The sequence below is a fragment of the Rhizobium sp. S152 genome, assembly GCF_030380735.1.
GTDB lineage: Bacteria > Pseudomonadota > Alphaproteobacteria > Rhizobiales > Rhizobiaceae > Rhizobium.
In genome coordinates, this window is the sequence record NZ_JAUDRZ010000026.1 from 150,608 (window position 1) to 165,007 (window position 14,400).

A 14,400-nucleotide genomic window follows, 5' to 3' on the forward strand; every position below is an offset into this window, starting at 1 on the left:
TTGCATGTCCCCTACTGCCCGTATGATCGCCCAGGAAGTCGCCCTTTCCGCCCTGATATTAGCGGTCGCCGTCATCGGTCTGCCGAGGTTTTTCGATCCCGGCGCACCCGTCAATTATCCGCTGGCGCTCGGCGTCTTCGTACTGATGTCGCTGGCGTTTGCCGCCTACGAACTTCTCGTGCGGCGCCGGTAGCCACCGCATGGTGACATAATGTCCGCCGGGACTGTTTGAGTGAGCCCGCTTTTCCCCAACAGACCCGAGACCATGTCGATTTCAGATGCCATCTACCGTCCCTTCGAGCGCCTGATCCGGCCGCTCGACATCCCCTACCGGCCGATGCCGTCGAATGGCCCGGTCGCTGTCCTCCTGCACTTCATCTCGATGTTCCGGGGCGTGCTGATCGCGTTGGCATTGTCGTCGATGGCCATCGAGGCGATCAACCTGACGATCGTCGGGGGCCTCTCCGTCATCGTCGACGGCGTGACGCAGAAGGGAGCGGCCGCCTTCCTGCACGACGAATGGCCGTTTCTCACGTTCCTCGGACTGTTGATCTTTCCGGCGATGCCGATCGCCTCCTTTCTCGTCAATACGCTGACCTCGCACACGCTCGGCGTCGGCATGCCCGCCGCCATCCAGTGGCAGGGACACAAGGCGGTGGAGCGGCAGGATCTCGCCTTCTTCCACGATCTCTATGCCGGCCAGGTCGCCTCGCGGCTGCAGCAGGTGTCCTCGGCCGTGCAGCAGCAGATCATCGCAGCCTTCCAGTCGATCCCGCGCTTTCTGCTGCAGATGATCGGCTCGGTAATCCTCTTGAGCGCACTTTCCTGGCAGCTCGCCCTGCCTGCCGCCATCTGGATCGTGCTCAACGTTGCGCTTGCAGTGAAGATGGCGCCCGTCTTCACTGAGCGGTCGCGGCGCACCGCCAAGCAGCGCAGCCTCGTCGCCGGCGCCATCACCGATCTCTACACCAACATGCAGATGATCAAGCAGTTCGCCGCCGAGGACAGCGAGGCCGGCGCCATCCGCCGGGTCATCGGCAAGGCGATCAGCACCCAGCACAGCGAGCAGCGCATCTACCGCACCTCGGAACTCGTCGTGGTGGCGCTCAACATGCTGCTCTGGCTGGCGATGATAACGATCGGTTTCACCGGTCTCGTGCGCGGATTCCTGACGATTGGCGAATTCGTCGGCGCGGTCTATGTCCTGCACCGCCTCTCGGGCCACACCTTTACCTTCCTGCAGATGGGCCAGCAGATCTTCCAGGCGATCGGCACGATCAAGGACGCCATGCCCGTCATGACGACCCCGCCCACCATCACCGACCGCGAAGGTGCCTTCGATCTCGACGTCGCCGGAGGAGATATCCGCTTCGAAGAAGTGACCTTCGCCTACAAGTCCGGAAAATCCGTGATCGCCAACCTCTCGCTCGCCGTCCATCCTGGCGAAAAGGTCGGTCTTGTCGGCCTGTCGGGTGCCGGCAAGACGACGCTGGTCAGCCTGCTGCTGCGCTTCTACGATGTGGGCTCGGGGACGATCCGGATCGATGGCAAGGACATCCGTGACATCACCCAGGCCAGCCTTCGGCGCAACATCGGCGTCATCGCCCAAGATGTGGCGATGCTCCACCGCTCGGTCGGAGACAATATCCGCTACGGCCGGCCGAATGCCACCGGTGACGAGATCGAACAGGCGGCGAAGACGGCCAGGGCCGACGGCTTCATCGCCGATCTCAGGGATGCCGAGGGCCGCAAGGGTTACAACGCCTATGTCGGCGACCGCGGCATCAAGCTCTCGGGCGGCCAGCGCCAGCGCGTGGCAATCGCCCGCGTGCTATTGAAGGACGCGCCGATCCTCGTTCTCGATGAAGCGACGTCGGCGCTCGACAGCGAATCCGAAGCGGCCATCCAGGAGAAGCTCGATCTGGTGATGCGCGGAAAGACGGTCATCGCCATCGCCCACCGCCTCTCGACCATATCGATGATGGACCGCATCGTCGTGCTCGACCAGGGCCGCATCGTCGAACAGGGGCACCCCGGCGACCTCGCCGAAGGCGACGGCCTGTTCGCCCGCCTCTGGAAACGCCAGACGGGCGGCTTCATCCCCGAGGAGATCGGCTAGAGCAATTCCAGGAGAAGTGCGAAGCGGTTTTCCGTCCGGAATTGCGTGAAAACAAAAGAATAGAGCAGTTCCGAGATTCGAAGAAAAGCGGAACTACTTTAGGCTACCCTACTCCGCCAGCAACGCTTCGATCAGCGCATAGGTGGCTTTCACCCGGGCTTCATTCGGATAGTTCTTGTTGGCGAGCACGACGACGCCGATGTCCCGGCCCGGAAGCATCGCCAGATAGCCGCCGAAGCCGTTGGTGGAGCCGGTCTTGTTGAGGATCACATCCTTCTGCATTGGAAGCGGCGGGTCGATCCGCTCGGCCGGCTGCGGCTTCAGGATGAAGTCGTAGCTGTTGCCTGAGGTCATCGTTTCCAGCGCCACCGGCCATGGATATTGCTCCCAGATCATGTCCTGCACGAATTTCTCGGTGCGGAACTGGCCCTCTTGCGTCCGTCGAACAGCCGCGCGGATCTCGTCCGAAGCCTTGCCGCGTCCGAGTTCGACGTCGAGCAATGTGAGCATGTCGCGCGCGCTGGATTTGATGCCATAGGCCTCGGCATCGAGAACGCCCGGCGTCACGCGGATCGGCTTGTCGGTCTTCCGGTCGTAACCGAAGGCATAGTGCTTCATCGCGCTCTTCGGCACGTCGATCCACGTATTGTCGAGCCCGAAGCCAGGAAAGAGGATCGTGCGCGCCGCCTGCCGGTAGTCCATGCCGAGCGCCTCGGCGGAGATGTGGCCGAGCAGGCCGATGCTGATATTGGAATAGCTGCGCGCGCCGGGCTGCGGCGGCTTCCATGCCTTCAGCCAGTCCACCAGCCCGCTGACATCGGTGACGCCATCCGGCACCTGCAATGGCAGGCCGCCCGAATGATGGGTTGCGAGGTCCATCAGCGTCAGCCCGTCGCCGATCGTGCAGGCATTGGCGCAGACGTGCTGCGCGACGGTATCGTCTAGACGCAGCTTGCCCTGCCCCTCGGCGAGTGCCGCCAGCGTCACGTTGAACACCTTGCTCATCGAGCCGAGCTCGAACAGCGTATCGGGATCCACCGCGCGGCGGTCGGCCCGCGAGGCGAGACCTGTAGCGTAGAATTCATGCCGGCCGCCGCGCGTGACGCCGACGATCAGTCCAGGAATGTTGTATTCCCTGACGACAGGCGCGAAGACGGAAGCCGCCTGCGCCTGGAAATCCGCCGCCCTCGCCCCTCCCGCGAGCGAGATCGACAGGGCCACCGCCAGCGCAGCCATTCGCAAAACAGCCATTTTCATCCTCCCGTTCTGAATACTCGGGCCGTGTATAGGGATTGCGTGGAGGTTCAACCCGCGGCTGCGTGGACAATGACCGAGAGCCTAACTGCGCCCAGCCAAGGCGGCCATGTCACTGCTGGCGATGCCCCGCCTTGCCGGACGCTCCTGCCAGTTCCCACACATCCACCTTCCCGGCGCGCCCCTTGAGCTGCACCGGTCCGCGCGGGCGAAGATCGAAGCGATCGCCCACGGCGTCTCGCGTCGCCCCGCTCACCAGGATCGACGTGTCGAACTCCTTGTTCAGCCCTTCCAGCCGCGAAGCGACGTTGATGGTGTCGCCCATGGCCGTGTACTGCTGGCGCGATGCGGCGCCAAAGCTGCCGACCACCGCCGGCCCCGTGTGCAAGCCGAAGCGCGTGACCAGTTCGGGAAGCCCGTCACGCCTGCTGTCCTCGTTCAGCACGTCCACCGCCGCCTTCATCGCGAGCGCGCAACGGCAGCCGTGTTCGGCGTGCCTGATATCCTCGACAGGCGCGTTCCACATCACGAAGATGGAATCGCCGAGATATTGGATGACCGTGCCGCCGTGATGTTCGGCGATGCCGTTCAGGAGTTCGAAATAGGCCGACAGCGTATCGACCACCTCTTCCGGCGAGTGTTGTTCGGAAATGGTGGTGAAGTCGCGGATGTCGGTGAACAGCACCGTCACCTCCTGCCGTTTCGCCTTGTCGATCGCCGGCCCCTCGGGATCGACGATCCGCCGAACGACCTCGCGCGGTACATAAAGCGCGAACTGGCCGATGGCACGGCGGCTGGCCGCGAGCGCCGTCGCCAGCATGTTGATCTCTGTGATCCAGGAATGCGAAACGGCTTTCTCGCGAATATCGAGATCGCCGATCCGCCGCGCCTCCTCGGCAAGCTGGTTCAGCGACCGGCTGACCATTCGCGACAAAAGCACTGATGCCGCCACCCCGGCGATCACGAAGCCGGCGGCGATAAGGAGGTTATGGAGGAGCAGCCTGTTGGCTTGCGCCACGAGGTCATCGAGCGGCACGACGATCGCCGCCTCGCTGCCTGTAAACAGGCCCGAGACGGCGATCGGCGCGATCTGGATCAGATAGCGTTCGCCATCGAGCGTGACGCGTGCCAGCCCGCCATCCGCGAAAGCTGGATCTTGCCGCAGCCGTGCCACGGTCGGAAGGCTGCTGTCGAAGCCATCGGACGTCGCGCCGATGGCGCCTCTGGCTCGCGACCAAAGCGCCATCAGTCTTCCCATGATGGCGGGATCGGAATGGGCAACCAGATAATCTCCATCGTCGATGATATAGGCCCGTGCCCGCGGCGAGATCGCGCTCGCGTCCAGAAGCCGGCTCACCGTCCTCAGATGAATGTTGATGCCGACGACCACCTTGCCGTCGTCGCGCGTGGGTGCAGCGATGGTCAGCGTCGGTGCCTGCAGCGTTCCGGCGACATAGGGACCGACGGACACCGGCGCGTGGTCCTGGACCACCGCCCGATACCACGGGCGCTCGCGCGGATCGAAAGATGCATATTCGACGTTTCGCGCGCTGATCTCGCCTGCGCGATTATCGAGAAACCGCAGCGTCGAGATCACGTCCGGCCGGTCGCGCCGCGCGACGGTCCGGACCGCGAAGGCGGTCCCCTCGGGGACGGCAAGCGTCCGGCGCACGTCGTCACGAACAGTGCTGATCACCTGCAGGTAGGAACCGTCGGGATAGCCGGCATAGATGCTGGTCGCATTGGGAACATTGCGCAGCGCCTCGATCAGAAACGTCTCCTTCGCCCTGATGTCACCGGGCGGTGGCGAAGCGAGTTGCTGCAGCGTCGAGGCCAGCGCCACCGCATCGTTGCCCGCCTGCAGAGTGTTGCGGTATCCCTCGATCAGCCGCATGCTCATTTCGCGCATCTGCTGCGCCCCGGCGGCGACGGCGGCGGTGCGCCCTTGGCTGAAGGCCATCCAGATGATCGGCGTCGAGGTGCAGATCAGCGACGCCACGACGAGCACGCCGAGATGCAGCCGCAACGGCCTGGACCAGCCCAGCAGCGAACGCGGAATCTGGACAGCCATGATCAACCCCCGCGCCGGCCTCGACAGCCGCGCCCCTCGCTCCTCGTCGCCAGCTAAGCGCGTTTTCACGAGACGCACAAGATGGGCGGGCGTTGCCTATCCAGTCTCGTGAGGTTTGAAGGGTGGCCTGCCACCAGCCGCCCGTCACCCGTCGGTAGACAGCGTCACCGCCTTCCACGCCTGGATCTCCCGCTGCAGACGCTCGATCCGCGCGGTGACATGCTTCAGCGCATCGCTGCCGAGCAGAAGCTGCGGTGGCGGATTGTCCGCGTCGATCATGGTCAGCACGGCCGCCGCCAGCTTTTCCGGGTCGCCGAGTTGCTTGCCGCTGACGGCCTGCCGCGCCTCACGGATCGGATCGAAAAGCGTGTCGTAGTCGGCGATCGATCGCTCGGTGCGGACCATCGACCGCCCCGCCCAGTCGGTGCGGAACGAGCCGGGGCAAAGCGTCATGACGCGAACGCCGAACGGCGCGAGTTCCGAACGCATGACCTCCGATATGCCCTGCAGCGCGAATTTGCTGCCGCAATAATAGGCAATCCCCGGCATGGTGATCATCCCGCCCATCGACGTCACGTTGATTATGAAGCCGCTGCGCCGCGTACGGAATTTCGGGATGAACGCCTTGGCGACGGCGACCGCGCCGAAAACGTTGACGTCGAACTGCCGGCGCATTTCCGCTATCGGCGATTCCTCCAGCACGCCCTCATGGCCGTAGCCGGCGTTGTTGATCAGCACATCGACGGGCCCATGCGCCCGCTCCGCTTCATCGACAACGGCGTCGATGCGGTCGAACTCGGTGACGTCGCAGATTACGGTGCGGACACCGGGCAGCTTCTCCACAAGCTGTGCGCGTGAGGCATCCGAACGGACTGTACCGATCACGGTATGACGGGCTCGGAACGCAGCCGCTGCTACGGCAAGGCCGAAGCCGGAATTGGCGCCGGTGATGAAGAATGTTTTCCCTGACATCTCGTCAAACTCCCATGGATAATAACGGGATTGACAGATAATATACCCAAGACGCCTCTTCGATCGCGGATCCTATGATTGCCTTGCCAAATCCTATAAACCGAGAAAGGCGTGCATTGGTTGAACGCGCCTCGGTACTTGCCCCGCGTCTCGGCTACAACGCGACCGCCCTCGCCCGCGTCCGCATTTTGCGCACCGAAGCGGTCCTCCACAATATCCCGGTGCTCTACAAGCCCGGCGCCGTCTTCGTGTTGCAAGGCAGCAAGCAGGGCATCCTTGAAGGGGAAATTTATCTCTATGACGAGGACCACTATCTCGCGGTCTCGGTGCCCGTGCCGTTCCGCATGGAATCGGCCGCGAGCCCCGAGCGGCCTCTGATCGCCGTCTATGTCGAGTTCGACATGCAGGTCGCCGCGGAAATAGCGATGCATCTGGAAGCCAATGCCGTGCTGCCTGTCCACAACAGGCCGAGAAGCCTCGTCTCGAGCCGCATGTCCAATGATATCGACGATGTGCTGCTGCGGTTGTTGAAGGCCCTCGCCGATCCCGCCGAAGCCCACGTTCTCGGCGCCGCCATCCTGCGCGAACTGCACTACCGCGTGCTGGTCGGCCCGCAGGGCAGCGCGATGATCGCGGCGCTGCGCCAGCAGGGATCCGCCGGAAAGATCAGCCGCAGCCTCGCGTGGCTGCGGGAACACTACGGATCGGAAATCTCGATCGCCGATCTGGCCAAGGACGCTGGCATGAGCGTCGCCTCCTACCACGCCCATTTCAAGGATCTGACCGGCAGCAGCCCCATCCAGTATGTCAAGGCGATGCGGCTGCACGAGGCGCGGCTGATGATCGCGCGGGGAGAGAGCACGATCGCCGAGGTCGCGGCCCTGGTCGGCTATGTCAGCCCCGCCCAGTTCAGTCGCGACTTCAAGCGCCACTTCGGCCGTACCGCATCGCAGGAATCAGCTTGGGTCCGACGCCACCTCGGAGAGGTCGGCTGAATTAGCCTCGCCTAGCCTCGGCTTGCCGTCGTTGCCGCTATCGCCGTTAGCGTCTGGGCGTCGCGCCCGTAGATGTCGTCGAAATAATGCACCGTGCCGTCGGCCGTCGGCCAGGCGGTGAAATAGGCGACGTAGACGGGGATCTCCTCCGGCACCTTCACGTCTTTCTTCGCGCCACCCGCGATTTCCTGGTCGACGGACTCGACCGAGGTCTTCAGCACCGCCGCCGCCATCGCACGTGGGTTTTCCAGACGCACGCAGCCGTGGCTGAACATGCGGTCCTGCGAGGCGAACTTGCCGCGCGCCGGGGTGTCGTGCATGTAGATGTCGTGCGGGTTCGGGAACAGAATCTTCAGCTGGCCCAGCGCATTGTCGGGACCCGGCGGCTGGATCACGGAGATGTTTTCCAGCGGCTGCGACCAGTCGACCTTGGCGGACGACATCGACTTGCCCTTCACCGAGACCTTGTAGCCTTCCTTGTCGAGATAGGCAGGATCACGCTTAAGATGCGGCAGCATCTCGTTGCGGATGATCGACTGCGGCACGCCCCATTCCGGATTGAATTCCACGGTCTTGATCGAGGCATCGAAGAAGTTCGTCTGGTGGTCCTGCTGGCCGATCACCGCCTTCATCGACAGCGTCAGCTCACCGTTCTCATGGTAATAGGCCATGTACTCCGGCTGGTTGATGAAGACGTAGCGCTGCGGAAACTCCTGCGGCAGCCACCGCATCTCCTCCATCGCGACGATCACCTTGTCGATGTCGGCCGTGGCGCTTCCGCCCTGGTTGGAGCTGCGCAGATAATGCAGTTCGGCCGCGAGCTGCGCGAACTTCGGGTTGCTCGGCATGAACCGGTCGAAGATCGGCATCAGGTCGGGCGACGCCGAAAGCTGGCCGATCGTCGCCTTGATGTCGACCGGCTTGCGCTTGAAATCATAATAGTTGGAGAGCTGGTTAGGATCGATGCGACCGCGAAAATTGTCCTGCAGGAACATCAGCATCTTGTCCGACAGCGATGCCTCGAACAGCGCCAGCGCCTGGACGCGCTGCTCGGAACCCTGCGGCAGCTGCTCGAAGCTGGCATCGACGACGTAGTCGCTGTTGGAAAGGCCCCAGTCCTCGGCCTGCTTGAGAAGGCCGATCGCCTGCATAGCCTTGGCCGTCGCGCCCTTGCCGTCGGTCCAGATCAACTTCGCCTTCGGATCGGCGTAATAGGCCTCCATCGCGTCGCCGATATCCTTGTTGACGGATATCTGCAGCCCGCCCATGGCATGCAGGATCTTCGCCCGGTTGCCGCCGGCGGAATCGAACAGCGTCGACAGCGACATGCCGTCGCCCTGCCTTGCGATATGCAACGGCCGGCGCGCCGGCACGGGATAGGACTTGACCGCGGCCGCCTCTACCGGCGGCGCAGCCGGACGTGGTTCGGCTTGCGCGGACAACGTCGTGCTCGCGAATGCCAGCCCCCCGACCAGAGGCCACAGGAAGCGGGAGACGGACTGATGCATGAATGGATTCCCCAGAGTGCCACGAGCGTTCCAGCGAAACGTCCGGCGCGCGACTGCGCGCGCGGCGACGCTTCTATCGCCAATCGCAAAAAGCGCCAACAATCTGGCGGAAGATTGACGCGCACAAATTCGTGTCCGCGTCGCTTCCGTGATCGAGCGTGGCTTTCCTGCACTCCGGTCAGTAGTTGACCAGATGCAGCGTCTCGCCTTGCATGCCGAAACGCGGGCTGACGCCGAGCAGCGCGCCCGTCCTGGCGATGATCTCCTTGGTCATCGGCGCCGCCGTCGATGCCGCCGTTCGGCCGCCATGCAGGCCGGTCTTCGGAGCATCGATGATCGTCAGCACCACATAGCGCGGCTTGTCCATCGGAAAGCCCGCCACGAAGGCGTTGAAGTTGAGATCGCTGGCATAGCGACCGTCGACCACCTTGTCGGCCGTCCCGGTCTTGCCTCCCACGTGAAAACCCTCCACCTGCGCACCCCTGCCCGACCCTTTGACACCGTTCCAGTTGTAGAGGAAGCGCATGTCGGCGCTGGTCTCATCCTTGATGACTGCGCGCGAGATTTCCGCCGCTTGCGTCTTCGAACGCGGCAGGAAAGTAGGGTTGATGAGGTTGCCGCCGTTGATCAGCGCCGCCGCCGCCACTGCCGTCTGCAGCGGCGTGGTAGCAACACCGTGGCCAAAGGAAATGGTGACAGAGTTGATCTTCTTCCACGTCTTCGGCTGCGTCGGCGTCGCGACACCAGGCATCTCCGTCTCCAGCTTCGAGAGCAGCCCCAGCCGCGTCAAGAACTCGCGGTGCCCGTCGATCCCGACCCTGTCCGCCACCGCCGCCGTGCCGATGTTGGAGGAATACTGGAACACCTCGGGAATAGACAGCGGCCGGTTCTTGCCCTTGAAGTCCTTGATGGTGAAGCCGCCCATGCGAATCGGCCGCGAGGCGTCGACGATGGTGTCGAGCGTGATCTTCCCGGCATCGAGCCCCATGGCGAGCGTGAAGCTCTTGAAGGTCGAGCCCATCTCGAAGGTGGCGCCACTGATGCGGTTGAACCAGCCCTTTTCGTACTCCTTGTCGACGGAACCGTCGGGCAGCCGCCGCGACGGCTGGTTCGGGTCGTAGTCGGGCACCGAGGCCATGGCGATCACCTCGCCGGTCTCGACGTCGAGAATGACCGCGCCCGCCGCCTCCGCCTGGTACTCCGCCATCGCCCGCGCCGAGACCTCGCGCACGATGTGCTGCACGCGCATGTCGATCGAAAGCCGCACCGGCTCCAGCCGCGTATCGTTGGTGAGGCCGGTGGCGCGCAGATCCGCATAGCCTTGCTGGTCGATATAGCGCTCCATCCCGGCCAGCCCGAGATTGTCGATATTGACGTGGCCGAGAATATGCGAGGCGCCGGCGGCACCCGGATAGAACCGCCGCTTTTCCGGGCGGAAGCCGATGCCGGGAATGCCGAGCGCCAGGATTTCCGATTGCTGCCGCGGCGTCAGCTGCCGCCGCAGCCACTGGAAGCCGGAACCGGAACGCAGCTTCTTGTGCGTGTCGCTCCAGTCGAGATTGGGCAGCACGGTGGCGAGCTTCTCCACCACCTCGTCGGCATCGACGATCCGCCGCGGCTCGGCATAGAGCGACACGGTGTTGACGTCAGTCGCCAGAAGCGCACCGTTGCGATCGATGATATCGGGCCGGGTCGCCACCGCATTGCCGTTGAAATGGATTGAAGCCGTATCCTCGGGCTCGCTAGCGCCATAATGCACGAGGCGCGCGCCGATGATGAGATATATCACTGAAAGCCCGACGATCAGCATCGTCAGCCTCTGCCGGGAACTCCGCCGCCGCTGTTCGCAAGCGCCGCGCGCGTTTCTCCCGAAGCTCGTGTTCCCCTGCACGCTGAAGTGAGCGCGTGTTTTCAGCCGGACGACAAAACCAATCATGTAGACCTGTGCCACCAATATCTGCAGACAGGCTCGAATAATCGAACCCATCAGGAAACCCGCGGCCTTGAGGTCGGAACCAAGGGGCAATTGGTGTACGACCGGCTGCGGCGATAGCTGCCGAAGCAGTGATGGAAGGCTGCATCAACACGGTTAAGGGCGAGTTAATGTCGTCATTACCAGTACTAGGTCGCCAAGTCGCCAGCCACATAAACCTCGGGTGTTTACCGTAACGTACTTCCGCAATCCTCGATACAGCCGGACCATCCACTCGCAGATTTCGTCTCAGGAGGAACTCCGATGAGTGACGTCGAAATTCAAAAGCACGATGAACCGATTGCTTCCGTTAGCCGCCGCGATTTGCTGCTGGGCGGCACCTCGCTGGCGCTCACGGCTTTTGCCGTCGCGGGCGCTGCGCCGCCTGCTGTCGCACAGACCGAACAGCCTGCCCCCGCGCAGGCGGGAGGCGCGGCAAAGCCGCCGAACATTCTCGTCATCTTCGGCGACGATATCGGCATACCGCAGATCAGCGCCTACACGATGGGCCTTATGGGATACCGGACGCCGAATATCGACCGCATTGCACGCGAGGGCGCCATCTTCACCGATTCCTACGGCCAGCAGAGCTGCACGGCCGGCCGCGCCTCCTTCATCCTCGGCCAGGAACCGTTCCGCACCGGCCTGCTGACGATCGGCATGCCCGGCGATCCGCATGGCATCCAGGACTGGATGCCGACGATCGCCGATGTCATGAAGACGAAGGGCTACGCCACCGGTCAGTTCGGCAAGAACCATCTGGGCGATCAGGATCAGCATCTGCCGACCAAGCACGGCTTCGACGAGTTCTTCGGCAATCTCTACCACCTCAATGCCGAGGAAGAGCCGGAAGGGTATTTCTACCCGAAGGACCCGGCATTCCGCCGTCAGTTCGGCCCGCGCGGCGTGATCAAGTCCTCAGCGGACGGCAAGATCGAGGATACGGGCGCGCTCACCACCAAGCGCATGGAAACCGTGGACGAGGAGTTTCTAAGCGCCGCCAAGGACTTTATCGGCCGGCAGGCGAAAGCGGACAAGCCGTTCTTCGTCTGGTTCAACGCCACGCGCATGCATGTCTTCACCCACTTGAAACCGGATTCCCTCGGAAAGACCGGAAAGGGCATCCATGCCGATGGCATGGTGGAGCATGACGGCCATGTCGGCCAGCTCCTCGATCAGCTGGACGAGCTTGGCATCACCGATAACACGATCGTGCTCTACACCACCGATAACGGCGCCGAAATTGCCTTGTGGCCCGATGGAGCGATGACGCCGTTCCACGGTGAAAAGGGAACCACATGGGAGGGCGGTTTCCGCATTCCCATGATGGTGCGCTGGCCGGGCGTCGTCCAGCCCGGAACCGAGGTCAACGACATCGTCACCCTCATGGACTGGATGCCGACATTCGCCGGCGCGGCGGGCATTTCGGATCTGAAGGAGCAGATGAAGGCTGGCTTCACCTCGGGAACGAAGACCTTCAAGGTGCATCTCGACGGCTATGACCTGGCGCCCATGCTCAAGGGCGAAGTGAAGACCGGGCCACGCGATTCCGTCTATTATTTCGACCAGGGCGGCAACCTCAACGCCATCCGCTGGAACGATTGGAAACTCAGCTTCGCGATCAACAGCGAAGGCAATATCGCCACGGCCACGCGTGAGGTTCCAGCCTGGGCCAACATCGCAAACCTGCGTATGGACCCGTATGAACGTGGGTTGCACGAAGGCGGCGGCGCCATTGAGTTCCTCGCCCGAAACATGTGGTTGCTTGTGCCGGTGCAGGCGAAGATCAAGGACTTCTTCTCTGATTTCACCCAATACCCCTATCAGGAAGGCAGCAGCCTGAACGCAAGCAACATCAACTACGGCCTGCTACGCCAGCAGGCCGCATTGAAGCGGCTCAACGAACTGGAGCGGCTGGCACCGCAATAGTTCTCGCAGATCGTCGCGGGAGCAACATAATGCTCCCGCGACGAAGATCGATGATGGCCTATGCTGGGAGGCCGCAGTGAGGTTCCGTTCGAAGCTGTCGATTGCTCTCGCCGCAGCTTTGGCGCTCGTCGGCGCGATGGCTGCTTCTGCTCAGGCGCCCGCAAAACCCGCCCTCATCGAAAGCCACGTCATCGATCTCGGCGCCATGAAGGAACGCCGTATCGTTCGCGTGCTCGTCCCTTTCAGCAAGACGATCTACTTCATCGACAAGGGACGGCAGTTCGGCACGGCTGTCGAGTTCGGGCGCGAGCTCGAAAAGGCTCTGAACAAGGACCGCAAGAAACAGATCGACCATATCAACATCGTCTTCGTACCCATGCCGCGCGACAGGCTACTGGCGGCGTTGAACGAGGGGCTTGGTGACATCGTCATGGCCAACCTCACCGTTACCGACGAGAGGTCGAAGGAAGTCGATTTCACCGACCCGCTTTATTCCGCGGCGGAGGAAATTCTGGTCGCGTCTCCTGGCAGCCCTCCCGTCGCAAGCCTTGACGATCTCTCCGGCCAGCACGTCGCCGTGCGGCTATCGAGCAGCTACCACGAGCATCTTCTGGCAAGAAACCGAGAGCTCGCCGCAGCGGGCAAGCCGGAGATCGTCATCGAGCCCATGGACGAGAGCCTGGAGGACGAGGACCTGATGGAGATGGTCAATGCGGACCTGCTACCCTTCATCATCGTCGACGCCTACAAGGCCGATATCTGGTCCCACGTGTTTCCCGACATCAAGGTCCGTCACGACATCGTCCTGTCCAGTGAGGGAAAGATCGCCTGGGCGATCCGCAAGAACAGTCCGCAGCTGAAAGCCGAGCTCAACGGCTTCGTTGCCAACCACAAGGTCGGCAGCACCTTCGGCAACATCCTGCGCAACAGCTTTTACAAGCAGGACAAGATCGTCAAACGCGCCTATTCCCCCTCGGACGTCGAACGCTTCCAGAAGCTCGTCGAAATTTTCCGGAAATACGGAGGGACCTACTCCTTCGACTATCTGATGTTGATGGCCCAGGGCTATCAGGAATCGCAACTCGATCAATCGCGGCACTCGCCACGCGGCGCCGTCGGCATCATGCAGATGCTGCCCTCAACGGCCAGGGACAAGGTCATCGACATCAGCGGCATCGACAAGGATCCCGACCGGAACGTCGAGGCCGGCGCGAAATACCTGCGCCATCTGATCGCGACCTATATCGACGATCAGTCGCTGACACCCAAGGACCGCCAGCTTTTCGCCTTCGCAGCCTACAACGCGGGTCCCGGAAATCTGCGAAAATTCCGCGAGAAGGCAAAATCCATGGGTCTCGATCCCGACATCTGGTTCGGCAATGTCGAGAACGGAGCCGCCGCCATCGTCGGTCGGGAAACGGTCCAATACGTCAGCAACATCTACAAGTACTACGTGGCCTATTCGCTGCTTGTCGACCGCATGGAGAAGCGAAAACAGGTGGAGCTGCCGAAGCGGTGATGGAAAGGTGCTCCACCTGCGCTGCCTCATGACCGCTGCAACAGCATTGTCGCAAATCACC

The 14,400-nt window shown here is 62.7% G+C and carries 10 protein-coding genes; 5 read left to right on the plus strand and 5 right to left on the minus strand.

Annotation, left to right across the window (positions count from 1 at the left end):
* Positions 1-4: 4 nt before the first annotated feature.
* Together QTL95_RS19980 and QTL95_RS19985 are read left to right on the plus strand one after the other, a co-directional pair.
* Positions 5-193, plus strand: coding sequence for a hypothetical protein (locus QTL95_RS19980; protein WP_289721667.1), 189 nt, complete (start codon positions 5-7; stop codon positions 191-193).
* Positions 194-265: 72 nt separating this feature from the next.
* Positions 266-2,119 carry an ABC transporter ATP-binding protein gene (locus tag QTL95_RS19985; RefSeq protein WP_289721668.1) on the plus strand — a complete coding sequence of 618 codons (1,854 nt, stop codon included), beginning with the start codon at positions 266-268 and terminating at the stop codon, positions 2,117-2,119.
* Between the two features lie 108 nt (positions 2,120-2,227).
* Here QTL95_RS19985 and ampC read toward each other — a convergent pair whose 3' ends face one another.
* From ampC to QTL95_RS20000, 3 genes are all read right to left on the minus strand, one after another.
* Positions 2,228-3,370 carry a class C beta-lactamase gene (gene ampC / locus QTL95_RS19990; RefSeq protein ID WP_289721669.1) on the minus strand — a complete coding sequence of 381 codons (1,143 nt, stop codon included), beginning with the start codon at positions 3,368-3,370 and terminating at the stop codon, positions 2,228-2,230.
* A gap of 115 nt (positions 3,371-3,485) precedes the next feature.
* Positions 3,486-5,444 carry an adenylate/guanylate cyclase domain-containing protein gene (locus QTL95_RS19995; protein WP_442981325.1) on the minus strand — a complete coding sequence of 653 codons (1,959 nt, stop codon included), beginning with the start codon at positions 5,442-5,444 and terminating at the stop codon, positions 3,486-3,488.
* Positions 5,445-5,588: 144 nt separating this feature from the next.
* Positions 5,589-6,416, minus strand: a complete 828-nt coding sequence (locus QTL95_RS20000) for an oxidoreductase (RefSeq protein WP_289721670.1) — start codon at positions 6,414-6,416, stop codon at positions 5,589-5,591.
* A gap of 74 nt (positions 6,417-6,490) precedes the next feature.
* Between QTL95_RS20000 and QTL95_RS20005 the strand changes: the two genes are divergently transcribed.
* Positions 6,491-7,411 carry an AraC family transcriptional regulator gene (locus QTL95_RS20005; protein WP_289721671.1) on the plus strand — a complete coding sequence of 307 codons (921 nt, stop codon included), beginning with the start codon at positions 6,491-6,493 and terminating at the stop codon, positions 7,409-7,411.
* 11 nt (positions 7,412-7,422) lie between these two features.
* On the opposite strand, the gene QTL95_RS20010 is transcribed toward QTL95_RS20005, so the two are convergent.
* Positions 7,423-8,919 (minus strand): L,D-transpeptidase family protein, encoded by a 1,497-nt coding sequence (locus tag QTL95_RS20010; RefSeq protein ID WP_289721672.1) that lies wholly within the window; start codon positions 8,917-8,919, stop codon positions 7,423-7,425.
* Positions 8,920-9,097: 178 nt separating this feature from the next.
* On the minus strand, positions 9,098-10,855 hold the full coding sequence (locus QTL95_RS20015) for a peptidoglycan D,D-transpeptidase FtsI family protein (RefSeq protein WP_289722419.1): 1,758 nt from the start codon (positions 10,853-10,855) through the stop codon (positions 9,098-9,100).
* A 300-nt stretch (positions 10,856-11,155) separates the two neighbouring features.
* Here QTL95_RS20015 and QTL95_RS20020 point away from each other — a divergent pair, with 300 nt between their 5' ends.
* Both QTL95_RS20020 and QTL95_RS20025 read left to right on the plus strand, forming a co-directional pair.
* Positions 11,156-12,820: an arylsulfatase gene (locus QTL95_RS20020; protein ID WP_289721673.1), complete on the plus strand. Its 1,665-nt coding sequence runs from the start codon at positions 11,156-11,158 to the stop codon at positions 12,818-12,820.
* Between the two features lie 76 nt (positions 12,821-12,896).
* On the plus strand, positions 12,897-14,339 hold the full coding sequence (locus QTL95_RS20025) for a transglycosylase SLT domain-containing protein (RefSeq protein WP_289721674.1): 1,443 nt from the start codon (positions 12,897-12,899) through the stop codon (positions 14,337-14,339).
* The last annotated feature ends 61 nt before the right edge of the window (positions 14,340-14,400 follow it).